At 38.2% G+C, this 17078-nt stretch carries 24 protein-coding genes and 3 pseudogenes; 17 read left to right on the top strand and 10 right to left on the bottom strand.

The genetic code is table 11. From position 1 onward, the window contains the following. Together HCR01_RS39520 and HCR01_RS34565 are read right to left on the bottom strand one after the other, a co-directional pair. Positions 1 to 115, bottom strand: a pseudogene (locus HCR01_RS39520) (flagellar assembly protein H); the annotation flags it as partial. Positions 116 to 264: 149 nt separating this feature from the next. Then, positions 265 to 483, bottom strand: a complete 219-nt coding sequence (locus tag HCR01_RS34565; RefSeq protein WP_226889948.1) for a hypothetical protein — start codon at positions 481 to 483, stop codon at positions 265 to 267. Between the two features lie 179 nt (positions 484 to 662). On the opposite strand from HCR01_RS34565, the gene HCR01_RS34560 reads away from it, so the two are divergent. The 7 genes from HCR01_RS34560 to HCR01_RS34530 all read left to right on the top strand — a co-directional run bounded on the left by HCR01_RS34560 (position 663) and on the right by HCR01_RS34530 (position 2606). Continuing rightward, positions 663 to 872 carry a hypothetical protein gene (locus HCR01_RS34560; protein ID WP_193200441.1) on the top strand — a complete coding sequence of 70 codons (210 nt, stop codon included), beginning with the start codon at positions 663 to 665 and terminating at the stop codon, positions 870 to 872. After that, positions 872 to 1222 (top strand): hypothetical protein, encoded by a 351-nt coding sequence (locus HCR01_RS34555; RefSeq protein WP_193200440.1) that lies wholly within the window; start codon positions 872 to 874, stop codon positions 1220 to 1222. Before HCR01_RS34560 ends, HCR01_RS34555 begins: the two co-directional genes overlap by 1 nt. A gap of 13 nt (positions 1223 to 1235) precedes the next feature. Then, positions 1236 to 1601: a hypothetical protein gene (locus HCR01_RS34550; RefSeq protein WP_193200439.1), complete on the top strand. Its 366-nt coding sequence runs from the start codon at positions 1236 to 1238 to the stop codon at positions 1599 to 1601. Positions 1602 to 1606: 5 nt separating this feature from the next. Then, a complete protein-coding gene (locus HCR01_RS34545) occupies positions 1607 to 1843 on the top strand; it encodes a hypothetical protein (RefSeq protein WP_193200438.1) in 237 nt (78 codons plus the stop codon). Continuing rightward, entirely contained in the window at positions 1843 to 2076 is a 234-nt protein-coding gene (locus HCR01_RS34540; protein ID WP_193200437.1) for a hypothetical protein, read from the top strand. The genes HCR01_RS34545 and HCR01_RS34540 overlap by 1 nt, the downstream gene beginning before the upstream one ends. Beyond that, positions 2069 to 2263 (top strand): hypothetical protein, encoded by a 195-nt coding sequence (locus HCR01_RS34535; protein ID WP_193200436.1) that lies wholly within the window; start codon positions 2069 to 2071, stop codon positions 2261 to 2263. The genes HCR01_RS34540 and HCR01_RS34535 overlap by 8 nt, the downstream gene beginning before the upstream one ends. A gap of 67 nt (positions 2264 to 2330) precedes the next feature. Beyond that, positions 2331 to 2606: a hypothetical protein gene (locus tag HCR01_RS34530; RefSeq protein WP_193200435.1), complete on the top strand. Its 276-nt coding sequence runs from the start codon at positions 2331 to 2333 to the stop codon at positions 2604 to 2606. A gap of 10 nt (positions 2607 to 2616) precedes the next feature. Here HCR01_RS34530 and HCR01_RS34525 read toward each other — a convergent pair whose 3' ends face one another. Then, positions 2617 to 2862: a hypothetical protein gene (locus HCR01_RS34525; RefSeq protein ID WP_162400135.1), complete on the bottom strand. Its 246-nt coding sequence runs from the start codon at positions 2860 to 2862 to the stop codon at positions 2617 to 2619. 79 nt (positions 2863 to 2941) lie between these two features. Further along, positions 2942 to 3211, bottom strand: a complete 270-nt coding sequence (locus tag HCR01_RS34520) for a hypothetical protein (RefSeq protein WP_193200434.1) — start codon at positions 3209 to 3211, stop codon at positions 2942 to 2944. Positions 3212 to 3382: 171 nt separating this feature from the next. On the opposite strand from HCR01_RS34520, the gene HCR01_RS34515 reads away from it, so the two are divergent. The 5 genes from HCR01_RS34515 (at position 3383) to HCR01_RS34495 (ending at position 5946) form a co-directional block, all read left to right on the top strand. Continuing rightward, entirely contained in the window at positions 3383 to 3628 is a 246-nt protein-coding gene (locus tag HCR01_RS34515; protein WP_191761265.1) for a hypothetical protein, read from the top strand. Between the two features lie 82 nt (positions 3629 to 3710). Next, positions 3711 to 4043, top strand: coding sequence for a hypothetical protein (locus HCR01_RS34510; RefSeq protein WP_191761266.1), 333 nt, complete (start codon positions 3711 to 3713; stop codon positions 4041 to 4043). A gap of 495 nt (positions 4044 to 4538) precedes the next feature. Then, on the top strand, positions 4539 to 4823 hold the full coding sequence (locus HCR01_RS34505; protein WP_193200433.1) for a hypothetical protein: 285 nt from the start codon (positions 4539 to 4541) through the stop codon (positions 4821 to 4823). A gap of 2 nt (positions 4824 to 4825) precedes the next feature. After that, positions 4826 to 5587, top strand: coding sequence for an FtsK/SpoIIIE domain-containing protein (locus HCR01_RS34500; protein ID WP_193200432.1), 762 nt, complete (start codon positions 4826 to 4828; stop codon positions 5585 to 5587). A 23-nt stretch (positions 5588 to 5610) separates the two neighbouring features. Next, the gene (locus HCR01_RS34495; protein WP_193200431.1) at positions 5611 to 5946 is read left to right on the top strand and encodes a Bro-N domain-containing protein; all 336 of its coding nucleotides are present in this window, start codon (positions 5611 to 5613) and stop codon (positions 5944 to 5946) included. Between the two features lie 130 nt (positions 5947 to 6076). Here the strand turns inward: HCR01_RS34495 and HCR01_RS34490 are convergent, their stop codons facing one another. The 3 genes from HCR01_RS34490 to HCR01_RS40285 all read right to left on the bottom strand — a co-directional run bounded on the left by HCR01_RS34490 (position 6077) and on the right by HCR01_RS40285 (position 9032). Continuing rightward, on the bottom strand, positions 6077 to 6418 hold the full coding sequence (locus HCR01_RS34490) for a peptidase inhibitor family I36 protein (protein ID WP_193200430.1): 342 nt from the start codon (positions 6416 to 6418) through the stop codon (positions 6077 to 6079). 900 nt (positions 6419 to 7318) lie between these two features. Then, a complete protein-coding gene (locus tag HCR01_RS34485) occupies positions 7319 to 8653 on the bottom strand; it encodes an AAA-like domain-containing protein (protein WP_193200429.1) in 1335 nt (444 codons plus the stop codon). 247 nt (positions 8654 to 8900) lie between these two features. Further along, positions 8901 to 9032: a hypothetical protein gene (locus HCR01_RS40285; RefSeq protein ID WP_264299978.1), complete on the bottom strand. Its 132-nt coding sequence runs from the start codon at positions 9030 to 9032 to the stop codon at positions 8901 to 8903. Between HCR01_RS40285 and HCR01_RS40615 the strand changes: the two are divergent. The 3 genes and pseudogenes from HCR01_RS40615 to HCR01_RS34475 all read left to right on the top strand — a co-directional run. Then, positions 9017 to 9172 (top strand): annotated as a pseudogene (locus HCR01_RS40615) (tetratricopeptide repeat protein); the annotation flags it as partial. The gene HCR01_RS40285 and the pseudogene HCR01_RS40615 overlap by 16 nt on opposite strands. A 6-nt stretch (positions 9173 to 9178) precedes the next feature. Beyond that, complete coding sequence (locus HCR01_RS34480; protein WP_320073241.1) at positions 9179 to 9874, top strand: hypothetical protein; 696 nt, start codon at positions 9179 to 9181, stop codon at positions 9872 to 9874. 122 nt (positions 9875 to 9996) lie between these two features. After that, the gene (locus HCR01_RS34475; RefSeq protein WP_193200428.1) at positions 9997 to 13770 is read left to right on the top strand and encodes an eIF2A-related protein; all 3774 of its coding nucleotides are present in this window, start codon (positions 9997 to 9999) and stop codon (positions 13768 to 13770) included. Positions 13771 to 14177: 407 nt separating this feature from the next. Here the strand turns inward: HCR01_RS34475 and HCR01_RS41010 are convergent, their stop codons facing one another. The 3 genes from HCR01_RS41010 to HCR01_RS34460 all read right to left on the bottom strand — a co-directional run bounded on the left by HCR01_RS41010 (position 14178) and on the right by HCR01_RS34460 (position 15760). Further along, positions 14178 to 14288, bottom strand: coding sequence for a PEP-CTERM sorting domain-containing protein (locus HCR01_RS41010; protein ID WP_193200427.1), 111 nt, complete (start codon positions 14286 to 14288; stop codon positions 14178 to 14180). 12 nt (positions 14289 to 14300) lie between these two features. Then, positions 14301 to 14795 (bottom strand): hypothetical protein, encoded by a 495-nt coding sequence (locus tag HCR01_RS34465; protein ID WP_193200426.1) that lies wholly within the window; start codon positions 14793 to 14795, stop codon positions 14301 to 14303. Positions 14796 to 15112: 317 nt separating this feature from the next. Next, positions 15113 to 15760 (bottom strand): helix-turn-helix domain-containing protein, encoded by a 648-nt coding sequence (locus HCR01_RS34460; RefSeq protein WP_226889947.1) that lies wholly within the window; start codon positions 15758 to 15760, stop codon positions 15113 to 15115. A 278-nt stretch (positions 15761 to 16038) separates the two neighbouring features. Here HCR01_RS34460 and HCR01_RS34455 point away from each other — a divergent pair, with 278 nt between their 5' ends. Both HCR01_RS34455 and HCR01_RS34450 read left to right on the top strand, forming a co-directional pair. Beyond that, the gene (locus HCR01_RS34455; protein ID WP_193200425.1) at positions 16039 to 16344 is read left to right on the top strand and encodes a hypothetical protein; all 306 of its coding nucleotides are present in this window, start codon (positions 16039 to 16041) and stop codon (positions 16342 to 16344) included. Between the two features lie 260 nt (positions 16345 to 16604). Then, positions 16605 to 16766 (top strand): annotated as a pseudogene (locus HCR01_RS34450) (Tn3 family transposase); the annotation flags it as partial. Positions 16767 to 17078: the final 312 nt, after the last annotated feature.

Raw genomic sequence — 17078 nt, 5'->3', positions numbered from 1 at the left:
CTAAGGATAACTCTGTAGGACTTAACTTAGTCAAAGTGATTGTTTCTCCTAATAACCAAGTAGCGAAATCAGGAGAATATAGTTCAGCAATAAATTTGCAGGTGTTATCAAACATGGAGAGATTTTATCATCATGTAATAGTCCAAGGTGTTTGAGAGATAGTAGCAATCATAGATTGGGTTTTGCAAGTACAGCAACAAAATTTAGTTGAAGTTGGGAGATAACTATGGAAATAAGTAATAGAGTTCAACCGCATTGCATCAGCTACATATTAAACAAATTGGGGTCGAAGTTAGTGGGAAATACAAAAACAAAAACTTCTTGATTTGTTTCGAGTAGTATCCTGTGGTAAAGCTCAATTGCTCTTGATAAACGGCAGTACTTAATTGGTATCCACCACCCATCAGAGACAGAGTATACTACGACTCGATAATTTAGGTATTCTTCTAAAGGTAGTGGAACTGACCAATCTGAATTCAACATCTAAATTTAAGGAATATATCCACAATACATATATCTATCAAGCAGTTTAAACATTCTTATGCTATTTGTATAGTCTTAACTTGAGCAACTATCTGTAATTAGGTTTCTAACTAATACAAAAGTCAGAATGTAAAAGTCATTTACTAACAATCAAATTGAAAATACTGAGAGAATCTTTAATGGCAAGAAAAACTACAAATAAATTTGCTCACCCAGTTCCACAAGACCACTCCCACCAGTGCTTACAATACCTTCGCCGTTGTGGCGGCAGCGCTCGATTGTGCAACATCAGCTTCAGCCTGGGAGTGATTCAAACGCTGGTTAATCGCAAGCTGGTGAAGGTTAGCAATAATGGCACAGATTTTTATGTGGAGTTGAACGAAACGTGATGATTAACCGCAAACAAATTCTTTACCACCAAGCTCAATTAAACCACAACAAATTTGTTCTTCGTCGCCGGAGCAGAAGAGTTTTCAAGATGAAGAAGTTCATTGACCGCATCATAAAAACGGCAGCAATTGCCGGATTACTACTCACCGGATTTTCGGGAGTAGGGGCGCTTGCTTGCTGGGGATTAGAAATTATCGAGTTAAACACTAATGCCAAAATAATCATTTCTAGCTGGTACTATCAGAAAAATGCTTGTCTGGGAGGTATGCTGGTAGGCTTTTCTGCTTTCTTAGGCAGTTCAATACTTAGGGCAAGTCTTAGCATTAGCAGGGATAATTTTCATAAATAATCAGGAGAAACTTATGCTAAACAAGTATCTCAACATTTGTGCTGGAGGGCTGGGAGTAGCAGCAGCAGTCATCGGAGGCACAATTTTATTTAGAGGGCTTAGCGGGGAGAGTGTCAAAAGTTTTTTGGCTGGTTCGTGCTTGATTCTGGGAGGGACAGGGATAGCTTCAGCCAGTTTGTATCAATTCAAAGTCGAGTCAGACATCGAAAAGATTTTATCAGAAAGACGCAAAGCAACGCCCTCTTCTTGCAGGGGTTGCAGGAACTTTCACGGGATTAAATACCAAGGAGTGATGCTGGTGTGTGCAATACATCCAAGCGGTGTAGATGGTAGTAGTTGTCCAGATTTTGAAAAATTTAGCCAAAAAGAAAAGAGGTAGTGCAAATGAAAGAAGGTCAGCTACGAAAATTAAATTGCGCTCGCGCTGGATGCCAAGATTTTACAGATTTTAAAAAATCTCATAATTTCATTCCTGACAATTCACGAGATAGAGGTGTGTTTGAAATTCACGATTCCACAGACGACACGCCGAGATGCTACGGAGAAACTGACTTCACGGCACTGTTGCATGATGCAGTGCTTGAGACTTATTACGGAAGTCAATTTATAGAGGGTTTGTGATGGAATTGATATTAACCACATCTGAAATACGAGAGATTCTCCAAGGCTGTCAGCAGACTTTGCGGCTCGTTCAAAGTACTACAGAGTATCGACTGATTCAGTCTTCGCCCTACTTTTCAACATCAAACGATGTCTACATCGGTGATGCTGTGAATGTTTTGAGGGAACTGGTGGAGGCGATTGACGAAGTAGAACAGATCAGTCAATACAAGGAAGGAATTATAAATGATTGAACCAAAAACGCTTATCAAAGGAAAGCTGTACGAGTTTCGTGGGGTGCAACTGCGTTATCAACATCCGTCCCAATGTGCTGTGCAAGCCCGATATGTATTCACCAACTCCAAAGGTCAGCGTCGGGAATTGGGAGCGCAAATTGTGCGACACGAGGTTGTGGAGATTCGGGAATTTGCGGAGAATTAACGAACTATAAGAAAGCGAACACCTCGCCAATCGGGATATTAACTTAAACATACAAAGGAGCAAGAATATGCACTTAACTGTAGACAACGATATTCAACACAGAGAATCGTCCTTAACCAAAGCATTGCGGCAGATTCAGCAGTTGAAATCTAAGCTTGCTGAACTAGAGCAGCAACATCAAGACTATGTGCGCTCGCAACAAGAACTAATTCCAGCGATTGCCGATATTTGTATTTCTTCAGTACAGGAAATCGAGGCCCTTCGCATTCTGATATACAAGGGCGAGGCGGAATGTCGGCGGTACTTGCGCTCGTTGCTGGTGAATCAAAGGAAGGCTTCTTGAAAATGCAGCACTACGCTGGGGGACTACTACCACCGTTACGGTCGCGCAAGTACTGTAGAATCTGATTGACCTTGCGTTCGTTAGATAAAGCGATTTGGAGTAAATCAGCAGTAGTTCTCGACAAGCTAAGGATAGTGTCACTATTTATCCTTGTCTCTTGCGTGGAAGTTGCCAATTGTTCTCTAATTGTGGCTACCTCCGTCTCTAGTACATCAAGTCTGGCTTCGATGTCGGGTTGTTCAGTTGAATTTGTCATTTTTCTGCCTTTGTGCCTCGCTCGTTCAAGCCAAACATTTCAATTATATTTCAGACGGCATCTTCAAGATGAATCTAGTTTATTCAGAAGTAGGGTCACTTTCTTGCAGCCATCTTAAAATAGTCAGCACCAACTCCCAGGATTTTTGTCTATCCCAGTGCGGCAGATGGTTAAGTATACGAGATTGAAGTATCTGCGGATCTTCTAATTCTCCACTGCGAGATGCAACAGCCTCTCTAACCATTTGCCCCAAGGTGGCAGCTTGATTACCTTTATAGTCAGGTTGCCTTTTAATTTCTTCGATGATCCAGTCAGGTACGGTGATCGTTTTAAATCCTGGTTTCGGCATACATAGTTGAGAATTAATTTTTTGATATTACGGCACTTTACGTCATAGATGCAAACCTTGGTACGGTATAGTATGGTAATAGGATTACGATTTGTTTAATATTGCTGTAAAGCCTTAAAGCAATAACATTAGCCAAAGACTCAATTTTTCTCAACCACTATAGTTATTAATATGACTCCAAACACCAAAATGATTGAAGAGTTAGACCCATTAGTTTTTTGCCAAATCTGGGGTTTGACTTATGAGGAAGGTTCAAAGTACCTCAAAATAGGGTCTAGAACCTTAGCTGCTTATGCTTGTCAAGGAAAAGTAACTCACCGCGAACCTTCGTCTAGAGTAAAAACCTTAGCAGCCATGCGACACAATCAATGGCTTAAAGAAGGTAGAAAGCCAGATAAGTTGTTCGGACTGACTTAATCAACAAAGTTGTCAACAAAGTACATTGCCCACCAAGCGTGGGTATTTTATTATTTAAATAGTTCAACAGTTCGACCAGCCAATGGAGTATTTAACCGTTAAAGAATGCCGAGGTTTATTAAGGATTCAATCGAAAGACACGATAAATAAATATCTGAAGACTTTGAACTTATTTGGACAAGCTTACCTAAGTTGGTCAGAGATTAAACAAGTTTTAGAGCTACAGATTTTTCTGGGTCTAAAACATGGAAGAAACAGCAAATCACGCTTCTGTCAAATGACACGCCAGCAACTAGACGAGACATTTAAAAGCTATGGAGTCGATGTAGATGCCAGGCTAGCAACCTTACAAAAAATACATAGAGGCTCAGTACAGCAAAAACCAGTTTATGCGTCGAGTTGCTCAAAAAAATGAACTACTAATTTCCTGGTGATTACAGCCTAATACAACTACAGTGCAAGCATTTAATAGCTTTTTGCCTTTAATGACAGACTACATTCATTCTGCTGATTTTACCGAAAAATAGGCTTGTCAGAGATTGCCAAGAATCATCAAGTAATGTGTTACTGTAATACTACAAAGCTGAAATCTTTACCAAGAGACGATTCAGCAGAACGTTAGCAAGTGAAGTGTAGATAATTCGATTCTCAAGTGCCGAAAATTAAGTACATTTTTTCCCACAGAGGCAGCAAGTGTAGTATTAGGCGAATGAATGTAAGTGTTAATCTATACGGATGTAGTGCAATGTGTACAAGAAAGAGAAATACACCAAAACATCTTTTGATGGAACAACTGAAACAATAGAAAAGGAAGAAAGAAATCCATCAGGTTTGTTAGAATTTTGTACAGCCGTTATGGCAATTACTCTTTCAATTTTGACAGCCACTTTGATTTTGCACTCGTTTAACCATGCCAGTAGTATTAGAAGATTGGATAAGCCTTTCAATCAATCTGAGAAATATATGTCAGAAGATTCGGGGAGCCAAAATTAGCGATCGCACATGGTATGAATGGGAGCGATTAGCAGGTGCTTGTTATGCCCAAGGCAAGAAAGTTGAGCAAAGGAAATACACACAAGAACAAACCCAAATGTTGTTGTGTTTAGCCTGGTTACGTAAGCATCATCCACGGTGCAAAGTGACTTATCGAAGTTTGAGAGATTTTTACAAAGCTAACGTGCCCCAGAACAGATAGCTGTGGAAATTCCCTTGAAACCACAAGACCGCACTTACTATGACTTACCCCAACGGCAATGGAAGGGCGGCGATCGCCTGATTGTTCTGGGACAATCCTTAGATGGAGAAGTGATTATTGATTTGGCCAGTGAGGACACCCCGCAATTGTTGGTAGTCGGAACAACCGGCTCTGGGAAATCCAATTTCTTCCGTGCTGCTGCTTACTGCTTACTAATGCAAGGTGCGCGGGTGGATGTCTGCGGCGGGAAAGTTAGTGACTACGAAGATTTCGCTGACCGCTTCCCCACGATCACGATGAACGACATGGGCAAAACCTTTGAGTTTGTGGGTGAGTATTATCTGGAGTGCGATCGCCGTAACTCGATGACCAAAGCTGAACTAGCCGAGGAACAGCCTTGGATATTATTCATTGATGAGTACAAAGGTACTGTACCACTGGATGACAAACAGCGAAAAACTTACGATCAGCAGTTGTGTGAAGTTGGTCGTCGGGGGAGAGGGCTAAAGATTCACATTGTTGTGGGGTTACAGCGTGGAGCTAAACGAGGCAAGGAAGATCCGCAAGGTTTACCTCCCGACTTACGTGACAACTTACCCGGCCGGATTGCGTTTCGTTGTGTGGATGCTGTTAGTGGTCGCATGGTGCTAATGCGCCGAGGTGAGGCGGTCACATCGCTGCAAGGTCGCGGCGACGGTATTGTGCAGTCTGGGTTGTTGGATCAAAGATTTCAGGCTTATCGATTTGATACTATTCCAGCTTAATTTTCGAGAGAGAAAATCAAATTATGTCGAATTTATCAGTTTTTGAGTTTGAAGGTAGAGAAGTCCGCTTCGTCGGCACAGCAGACAAGCCTGAGTGGGTCGCTGCGGATGTGTGTGCAATTCTTGAAATCAAAAACGTCAGTTATGCGTTAACTTCTTTTGATGAAGACGAAAGGGGTATCGCTAATGTCTATACCCCTGGTGATGACAATCCTAAAGGACAGGAAATGCTTACTGTGACTGAACCTGGACTTTACCGCCTCATCTTTAAATCCCCCCTCTATCGGTCAAACTTGCGGTTTGATGTGGTCAAGGGATGTTTCAGTTTTTATCCGGTCATTCATCCCACGCTCTCCTGAGTACAGGGTGAGACGTGGGATGAATGACCGATTTAGCTAAAGCTATGAAAAAAGCTTGAGCATTTTTATCATCTCTAATTACTAATCCCTAAAACTTAGGTGTTAGTCCATTAGTTCAATACGTCACAGCTTATGATCTACGACTTATGGACGAGATCCTATTGTTCCAAAGGCTAGATAAGTTGCCTGCACCAGTCAGCAAAAGGGAGCCACCAACCTCGGCGTTAGTAAAATTCACCCCAGAAAACACCTGCCATGAACCAGCCTGAACATTATAGGATGAAGCACGATTGTCGAAAGTCCCTAAAGTTGAATAACTGCCGGATTGGCGGGAAAACGTAGTTCCTGAGAAGTTGGTTCCGTCATATAGAGTTATTACTCCACCAGAACAGGCGGCAGCACTTTCATGCGAAATGTCTTGCACACCAGTAACTTCCTGGAAAGATGGGGACTTTTTGTTGATATTTGACATTGTTTTTCCTCTAAATGATAAGGTCGTAATAACTTTTAGCGGTGATTTAAATAACCGCAATTTCAGAATATTAGTTAAACCCTTAGATAAACAATCTAATTTTTTTAGTTATCCTCTGTCTAAATTCTTTAGATTTTCATTAGGTGCTATACTACTTTCAATAAATAAGTAATTTTTATATTCGTAAAAATAATTGCTTAATATACTCTACTTCTATCAAATATAGGCATAAGAAATACTAATTTAAAAGAATATTTTTAAAAATAGGTTACGTGTTAAATTCTAGAAAAGGTTTAATTTAGATTCATTTATTTAAAAGGAAAGCAATAAGTATCTATAAATATAAATATTGTTTTCTTTTTTGTCCAGATTTAATAAGGAATTGATTGTCTCTTTCTTGTAATATCGTTTCTTTGTGAAGCTGCAATATATTTACCTCCGGCTAATGCAGGGCAAACACATCTAAAGTATAAGAATCCTTTAATAGCAAGGGTTTCGGCGTTTTTAAATTTAGCCTATTTTTTCGTAAAGATCCTTATCCAGCATGGGTTTCAGAAATCCCGTACGTTCGCCCTGCCGGCTAATGCATTCCCCCAAGTATAAGAAGATATTTTAAAATTCAAAAAAATTTAGTACGCATTTACTATAAAAATGCAATCGCCCTGTGCCAGTTGCGTAATCCTGTTGATAAAAGCCAGTTTTATGTTGCTTGCTGTACATAAGTTTTGACGTTTTTGAACTCGGTTTATAGTTTTGAAGTATATGTTATCCTATGAGGTTGTGAAGTATAACCCGTCCTTTTTATTCATTGTTATCGTTCAAATCATAGTTCGTTTGTGCTACTGAGAGCAAAAAGTTTCGCTCTCTGCCTTTCTTCTAGTCAACAAAATATTTGTTTGTTTACAAATAAGTTTGTAAATACTGACTATATAAATTACAACGTGGTAATACGCTATCTCCTTGCAATTTTACCAGTCCAATACTGTGCAATTTAAATTTAGTTACTGTCGGTAGTTTGGCAGAGTTATTAATAACTACATCTTTCATTGCATTTGCTAATTCCGGCTGCTGCGTAAGAATTAAACTTTGACGACGTAAATGGTCTGCGTAGATACTCGATGAACTTGTAGGATTTTGTAGTATCTGTGTTAAAGTAACATTTCTATTGGCTATATGATAAAGAGTAAGACACACTAAAAATGGATGTCCACCCACTAGCATCATTAATTTTTCAACTTCTATTTCATCCCAATCAAGTTGATACTTCTGAACTAAATCTAAAATATGTTTATTATTAAATTCAGGCAATTCTATAGATAAACCTACGTTAAATGGCGATTGATTAATATCAAGAGGAACGTAAACTTCCGTAGAATGTACAACTACTAATCGCAGTTTTTTCCAAATATCTCGCCGTTTGCCTTCTTCGTGTAAAGCGCGTAGCAGTCCAAAAAAATCCCGGTAAATTTCTGGATATTCAAAAATTTTATCAACTTCATCTAAACCAAGGGTTAGCGGCTTATTAATTGTTGGTAGTAGATATTCCTCAAAATAGGCTTTACATGCCATGCTGCTACCCAAAACTTCCGCTAAATCCCAATAATCATCAATTTGATTCGGGATATTTAAGGCTAAACTAACACTGCCACAAAACCAACGTAAAAACTTATCTGAATTGACAAAAATCTGCTGTGCTGCAAGTTGGAAATCTAATATAACGGCACAATCCCCTTGAGAATGTGATTGATGAATAATTCTTGACAAAAGTGAAGTTTTACCCATTTGTCTGGGTGCTTTTATTCTAATTAAAGCACCGGGTTTGTGAATTTGTTCGTAACATCGTTCTTCGATCGGGGAACGCTTGATATAAAATGGCGAATCTAATGGTACTTGCCCGGATGGATGCTCTAAAGAGAGGGATGAAGATGTTTCTTGAGTTTCTTTGTTATTTTCCTCTGTGGTGCGTACCAATGGGGATGAAAACATATCTTTCCCACTTGCCACTGTCAAATCAGCAGTTAAATCAGCAATATCTTGCCATTCCAGCCTTAAAACACGGCAAATTTCTCTAAAGTTAAGGTAATCTACAGGTCTGCCATTAAGAAAACTGCTGATAGTAGATTGAGATATTTGCAAATATTCAGCTAAATCAGTTTGACGAATGTAGCCATTACGCCATAGCGCCGACTTTACCTCTGATATGAATTCAGGACGTACTCTAACTGAACGTGGCATTTCTGATATTACAACTGCTAAGTTTCTTTTTTTGGCGAAATTTTAAAATATTCAATCTCACTACAAAGTCGATACGTACTCAATAAACTCCTATGCGAACTCAAGTGCTGTCAAGGTTAAATGGGATTAGTAGGAATAGGAATAAGGTTCGAGGTGCAACCTGTGAACACTAGTCCTACTTTAACTGAAAAATCTTTCTAGATTATATAATTATGAAATTTTCCTTCTCTATATCTTCCTTACTTGGTTATGCATCATCTATTGTGCTGCTAGGTTTTTCGATGCCAATGGTTACACCAATCCTAGCTTCTGATAATTCAGATGCCTGCAAATCTCTTAAGCCACCACAGCTTAAGACAGTAGCTGACTTCAGAAGCATGGGACTTTTTCAACTGGAGTGCAAAAAAAAACTCACAAGCTGCAATTTCTTTTTTCACGCAAGCAATTCAACTTAATCCTAAAGCTGAAGAATCCTACTATGACCGTGGAAACGCTTACTATAAAATTGGGAATTACAAAGCAGCAGTGGAAGATTATACCCAAATAATTAATCAAAATAATACAGATAGCTTGAGTTTCAGGTGGTATGCATACTATCAAAGAAGTAGGGCTTATGAAAAGTTAGACGAAAAACAGAAAGCAATTTCAGATTGGACTGAAGTCATTCGTGGTGATAATTCCTTCGCTGAAGCTTACATTTCTAGAGGTAATCTGTATAAAGCTATAGGAGATAAAGAAAATGCAATCACAGATTACAAAGCAGCAGATAAAATTTTGCAACAACACCTAAATGGAGTTTTTGGAGGTGCTATGGCTCCCGAAACTCAAGAGACGTTCAATAAAGTCAGAAATAAATTATTACAAATGGGTGTATCTATGCCAGCACCGCAGATTACGACTGGTCTTACTTTACAATCCATCGCCAAAATTGAAATCGAGCGAGCATTAAATTTAGCAAAATTGGAACCTCAACATCCAACGATTCAGGATTTTGACGCCCAACTTCAGGATTTGTATAAACAACTTGCCAATACACAACCACAAGTAGATAATCGGGTACTAAAAGAACTTATATTGAATACTGCATATCAAAAAATAGAAAATTTTGAAAGAGAGCGTTCGCAACTCCTAAAAAAGTTTGCTCCAAACAATCCAGCAATAGAATTAATTGATAATCAAAAAAGTGAATTAGAAGCATTAATTCGCCGAAATAGCTTTTAGTTTTAAGGGTGTGTTACGTAAGCCGTAACACACTTCACATAATTAATATTACGTTAAACTTCGTTATAACGCATTCTACACTCTTATTATTTGCGCCCATATAATTAGCTAAACATTAGATAATGAGCAACAATTTCTCATATAAAGTTGGTGGAAGTTTGACAGAAGATGCTCCCAGCTATGTAGTTAGACAAGCAGACTCTGACCTTTACAATGAACTGAAAGCTGGGAACTTTTGTTATATTTTTAATTCTCGACAGATGGGTAAAACTAGCTTGCAAGTTCGCACAATAAAACGACTGCAAGCTGAAGGAATCGCTTGTACTACAATTGATATTTCTGGACGCGGTAGTAAAGATATAAATCCGGAACAGTGGTATGCAGGTATTGTTTACACATTGGTTGCAAATTTTGAAATAACTAACCCCAGCGAATTTATTAGAACATGGTGGAAGGAAAACTATGAATTAGCACCAATACAGCGTTTGGATATATTTATTGAAAAAATTTTGTTAGAAAAAGTCAAAAGTAAACTAGTTGTTTTTATTGATGAAATTGATAGTATTTTAAGCCTGAATTTTGAGGTTGATGATTTTTTTGTCTGGATTAGAAGTTGTTATGAAAAACGGAACTTTAATAGCAAATTTAATCGGATTACTTTTGTGCTTCTCGGAGTAGCAACACCTAGCGATTTAATTGCAGATAAAGTACGAACACCCTTTAATATCGGTTGTGCCATTCAAATTAATGGTTTTCAAATACACGAAATTCCACCTTTAGCATCAGGGTTAAAAGGGATTAAAAATCCACAAGCTATTTTGAAAGAAGTTTTAGCATGGACTGGAGGGCAACCCTTCCTTACACAAAAATTATGTGATTTGTTAGTAACTTCCCCACAAGTAACGAACAAAGCTACAGAAGCCGAATGGGTAAAAAACATTGTTACGCAACAAATAATTGAAAACTGGGAATCACAAGACGAACCACCCCATTTAAAAACCATTAAAGATAGAATTTTGATGAGTAAGCATAATACAGGTGCATTGCTTGGCTTATATCAGAAAATTTTACAATTAGGACAAATTTCGGCTTCGGATAGCTCAGAACAGATAGAATTACGATTATCTGGATTAGTCGTAGAACAGCAAGGATATTTAAGGGTTTATAACCGTATTTATGCAAGTGTTTTTGATTTAAACTGGGTAGAAAAAGCACTCGCCGATTTAAGACCTTATTCAGAAGCATTATCAGCTTGGTTTGCTTCAAGCTATCGAGATAATTCTAGATTATTGCATGGCAAGGCATTAAAAGATGCAAAAAATTGGGCGGCTAATAAAAGTTTAAATCAAGAAGATTACCAGTTTTTAACTGCTAGCCAGGAATTGGAAAAACAAAAAATAGCTACGGCACTAGAATTTCAAGAAGAAGAGAGTCGCATTTTAGCACAGGCTAACGAAACTTTAACTACGGCACAACATCAAGCCAAACAGCAAATTCGTATTGGTGGTGGAGTTCTTATTTGTTCTCTTATCGGAGCAACTATCGCTTTTGCATCTGCAACTCATCAATTACGAGAATCCCAGGAAGGTACAAGATTAGAACGTGCAGGAATTGTAGCGCTACAACAGTTTAAAACGAAACAAATTGAATCTTTAGTAACAGCGGTAGATGTAGGACAAAGGTTAAGAGAACTAGTAAAAGATGGACGTTCTATCGAAAAATATCCTGCAACTAGTCCATTTTTAGCCTTGCAAACAATACTCGCAAATATCCGTGAACTTAAGCAATTTCGTGCTCATAAAGATGCTATTACAAGTGTGAATTGGAGCCATGATGGAAAGTATATTATCACCGCTTCCGCTGATAAAACAGCTCGAATTTGGAATTTCTCGGGTCAGCTGATAGCAGAACTTAAAGGACATAAAGAACAGGTGAATAGTGCTGATTTTAGTCGAGACGGAAAGCATATTCTTACCACTAGTGTGGATAAAACCGCTCGAATTTGGAATACTTCAGGTAAACAATTAGCGATACTTAAACATCAAGAATATTTAATTAGTGCCAGCTTTAGCCCAGATGGAACACGTGTTATTACTACTTCTGACAGGCTACCAGCACCAGGCCCAGACGGAAAGCCTCTTGTTAACAATTCCGATGACAAAATAGCTCACATCTGGGATTTATCTGGTAATTTATTACTAAAACTTCAACATCAAGATAGAGTTAATAGTGCTAGTTATAGCTCTGATAGTAAATATATTCTTACGGCTTCTGATGATAAGACTGCCCGTATTTGGAATACATCGGGTCAGCTATTGGTAACGCTAAGAGGAGATTCAAGGGCTGTTAAAAGTGCTTATTGGAGTCCGAATGGAAAATATATTTTGACTAACTCTAATTACTCCTATGTTTGGAATGCTTCAGGTAAGCAAATTGCACGATTTAAAGTAGATGATAAATGGGTAATTAGTGATGCTGGTTTTAGTCCTGATAGCCAGCGTCTCTTTGTATCAACACCTGAAAAAACGGGCATTTGGGATTTATCTGGTAGGCTTATCAGAGAAATAAAAAATCAGAACCTACTAAATGGTGATGATGCAGATTTTAGCCCGGATGGCAAGCGATTTTTTACAATAGATGACACTATAAAAGCGTGGGATATAAAAGATAATGGGATAAAAGTATGGGATTTATCGAGTGATTTGCTCACCGAATTAACAAGAAATCAAACAAGTCCCCGTTGGAGCCCTGATGGTAAATATATTGTTACTTTTGGACACGATAGAATCGTTCGTATCTGGGATTTATCCGATAGAATACCAGTAACTACAGTAACTATTAAGTCAAAAGATGCTATTACGGGAGCAAGCTGGAGTCCTGATGGTAAATACATTGTTACCCCAACTTGGAAATCTGTATTAATTTGGGATAAGTTTGGTAAGCAGTTAGCAAAATTTCAAGGACATTCAGGTATAGTTAGTAGCGCTAATTTTAGTCCTGATGGAAAACTAATCGTCACAGCATCAAATGATAAAACTGCTCGTGTTTGGAATACATCTGGAAAACAGTTATTATTGCTTGCAGGACATGAAAAGGAGTTAGAATTTGCTGCTTTTAGCCCTAATGGTAAGTATATTTTAACTGCAACTAACGATAATAAAACTAAAATTTGGTCAAATGATGGTAAGCTTTTCGCTACATTTCAAGCCAGAGGTATTAATTGGAGTCCTAATAGTAAATATATTATGGCTATGTTTGATTATAACGGTAAGAACTACTCTAGTATGTGGAATATTTCCGGTGAAAAAATAGTAGAATTTCAAGCAAGTGAAAATAGTTATTTCGGTGCTAACTTCAGTCAAGATGGGGAGCATATTATTACGACTCATGGAGATACAGCTAGCATTTGGAATACATCTGGTCAAAAATTATCAGAATTCAAAGCGAATCAAGATATTTCTAACCCTAGCTTTAGTCCAGATGGAAAACTAATTATTACTACTTCCCCAGATAATAGGGTGATCATTTGGAATACTTCCGGTAGACAATTAGTTGAAATACCGCATCAAGATGTTGTTATAGATGCCAGATTTAGCCCAGATGGTAAGCGCATTGTCACAGCGTCAAATGATAAAACTTTTCGTGTTTGGGATATATCGGGTAAGCAGCTTGCACAATATAAGTATTCATCTTTATTTGTATGGCCAACGAATTTTAGCCCAGATGGTAAACACATTCTCACGCAGGTTACTGGTCAATTACCTCATAATAATGAGGTAATCATTTGGCGTGTTGAGGAATTAGATGGACTTTTAACGCGAGGATGCGACTGGTTAAAAGATTACCTGAATACCCATCCTCAAGTACGGGAAAGATTAGAGGTTTGTTGGGGTTAAATCCCAATACGGTTCAGTTAAGAATAATTGTAGATTGGGTTGAACGCAGTGAAACCCAACAAAGGCCTGCAAACGTTGAGTTTCGTTCCTCAACCCAACCTACATAATTTAATTTTTTGGGCTTAACTGAACTGTATTGGGTTAAATCCTTCATAATTTTATGAAACAATACGAAAAGTATATTGAGGAACAAAGACATCACTATAATACCTGATGTCGCGGCAATTTTAATTGCCGTTGTTTGCACATTCAGCTGCCTCAAGGACGTGTATTGATTCCTGAGTCATCCACACACTTAGAAGTTTTACGCCTATCGCGTAACCCGATAAGGAGGCAACAAGAACAACAGTCCTTGAGAGTGCCAGTGTTCTAAATACTCATGTGTTAATTTACTCCTCGAAAGAGCATTATTTTCTAGTCAATTTCCTATTTTTTAACCAGTAACCTAGTGCCATAGTAAGAACAAAAGCAAAGACGTTAGAGGGTTCAGGGACTGTTCTGAAACCTCCATAAAACATTGCTATTGCAAGTTAATTATCTCCATTTATAGGTGTTGAATCTTGATTAGTAATAAAACTAAGTGCAAAGCTTTCACCATCTTGAATTATTCCATTTGTTAGCTCTAGTCTTTGGGCATTTATATTTATGACTGGGACAGTGAAGTCAGGAGCAATATTGGTATTTGTAAAAATGTTAGATGAGCTAATTTTACCATCTCCATCTACGTCTCCCCATACTAAATCATTCCCAAATTCAGGATCTCTTGGAACCAATAGTAGGGAAAATTTATTGATTGTATAGCCTGTTTCATTTAAGAAGTTTAGACCAGCATCATTAGGAGCAAAAAACGGTAATAGTGTATCAGATGGTAGGATATTTGAGAACGATCCCGGTATCTCAGGAAAATTTTCCCTCCTGTTGGTAAAAATTGGTTCTACTAAAGTAGCAGCAGTAGCTGAAGTAAATGAAAGAAGGAGACTTCCTAAAGCACTTGAGATGAATAATCCAATATCTGTAGTTTTCATTTCTTTTGGTTGCGAAACTATTTTTTAGAGCGAGTCTCTGAAGTAGTTTAAATACGCTGTGATTTGATGTCGGTGACTAATCGTATGAGCATGAAATAAATCATGGCGGCATAAATCACACTTTTACTGGTCTTTTGGTAATTCCTTGTAGTCATTGCTCAAACTTCGGTAGCGTCCGCGCCCAACTGTGGATTACGTTCTCCTATCCAACAACGGCGTAGTATGTAGTATATGGAATCTTGAAAAGCAATTAGGTTTAGAAGTTTTATGGTCAAAGTAACTTTTTTTACCCACATTCACGACAAGAAACGCTCATGCTAGTCCCTACTAGTTTTTGCAACAGAGCTACGATTAGCGCTTCGCCAGTCTCCAAGAGTCGTGCCAAAGCTTTTGCGAAAATGGCGAAAAAAGCACCAAGTATAACGATACCCTACAGCTAAGGCAATATAATCTATTGATTGGTCAGTTTCTAGAAGTAGAGAACAAGCTGCTACCATCCGACGCTCAGTAATCCAACGATGTACACTCTGTCCTGTCTGACGTCGCACTAGATCGGTTAAGTAAGCTGCGGAGTAACCAAGTGACTGTGCCACGTCATACAGACCAATTGGTTGGTGATAATGAGTCTCTATGAAGTTGAAAATGTCATTAAGCTGGGGGATAGATGGAAAGATTGACTTCGCTACTACTGGTTTTACAGGTTCATCTGGAGGTATCTCCAAGTTTTGCTGAATCTTAGCAATGCCCTCCTGTTTAAGGTTGTCTTGCGATCTCAATATAGCTAGGATCACCCTTAGCAATTTTTTTACCATAAAGGAATTGATAGAATTTTTATCTCTGGTAGCCTTGGCGATCAAAGAATTGAAGGGAAGTATTTCTACACCAGCTTTTAGAGATAGTGCGATCAAGATGTTGTAATCATCTGCTTCCAGTATTTTAGTATCACAAATTACTAAAATAGGCAATTATTCCCGTGTCTGTTGGAAACTAACTTGACTATTTTCCGTACCGATAGCCTTGAACTCTTTTACATCTAAGTATTCCAAAATCCTCTTTAGGCATTATAAAAAGATACCTCTGATTTGAGAATTGGCTTCCTCAATTCCCCAAATTTTTTTCATTCTATTCTACAATATTGATTACCAATTAGAAAAAATTAGAAGCAAAAGCAAGACTATTTCATTCTCACAAGTAACGCTTAATGATAATAATCTGGGTTGACTATTTGCTGTAAAATTTTCTGATGCTTGAAGTTGCTATCTTCAAAGCCTTTGCTGAGTTACCAAACCCTCGTCGCAGTAGTAGTCAACGTCATACACAAGCATTCTGTCCAATCTTATTGACGTTGGTGATTACCGCAGGTAACAGGGAATTCTTAGCTATCGGCGACTGGTTGAGAACGTATAAAGAAGAATTAATCGCATTGTTCAACCTTCAAAAAAAAAGTTGCTTTCCCACAGCATATCCGTCGTGTGTTGTTACATGTGGATCAGCGACAAGATTCTGCAAGACTAGTCAGATTTTTGGGATTGAGCCATTGCCAGTGTAAACGATTGCCACAGATGGCAAAGCACTGCATAGTTCTTATGCTCCTGTTGATTTTGATGATTTGTTGTAGAGTTTAGGACTTATCCCGGTTTTCTGTTCTTAAGTTATGTAACATTTATCTTCATGTATATACATGGCTAGAAGTGAAGAATGACCTATCTTCAATGCTTTTATCTATGTATATACATGGTAGCGGCTGTTTTTAGTCTTTGAACGCAATTTTCTTATCCCGGTTTTCTGTTCCATTGATACTCACACCCCAATACCCTAATGATTCAAAGGGTTTTGGCAGAAGCCACTTGGATGAAGCAGATGAGAAAAGAAGATTTCCGGGCATTATCACCGTTGATTTGGGTACATGTTAACCCTTACGGCACTTTTCGGCTGGATATGAACGAGCGATTACAAATTGATGCTGCTTAATCTAGATTTTTTTTCTGAAACCTAATCTGGGTAAGATTTTCAGCCGTCGCGTGGCGGCAAATTAGCTCTTCGCTACTTTTACCCCGAGTAGCGATGGCTGAATCACCACTTTTAGTTGCTGTCAATTTATCTAAATGCTTCAAAGAGTGGTCCATCATACTGAAGGTTAACGGGAAAGAACTTCACATTTGACCTAATCTAGTTCAAAAAATAAATAAAAAGTTTTGTAACAATTGTAGCTGGTTTGTGTAAAAGTTGCGATTAATACATGAGATATATAAAAATTCGCAACTTAGTGCGTTCTGATTCGAG

Source organism: Nostoc sp. MG11 (assembly GCF_014904695.1).
Lineage (GTDB): Bacteria > Cyanobacteriota > Cyanobacteriia > Cyanobacteriales > Nostocaceae > Komarekiella.
Note: the sequence above shows the minus strand (reverse complement) of the source record. Positions and strands in the feature narration are given on the sequence as shown.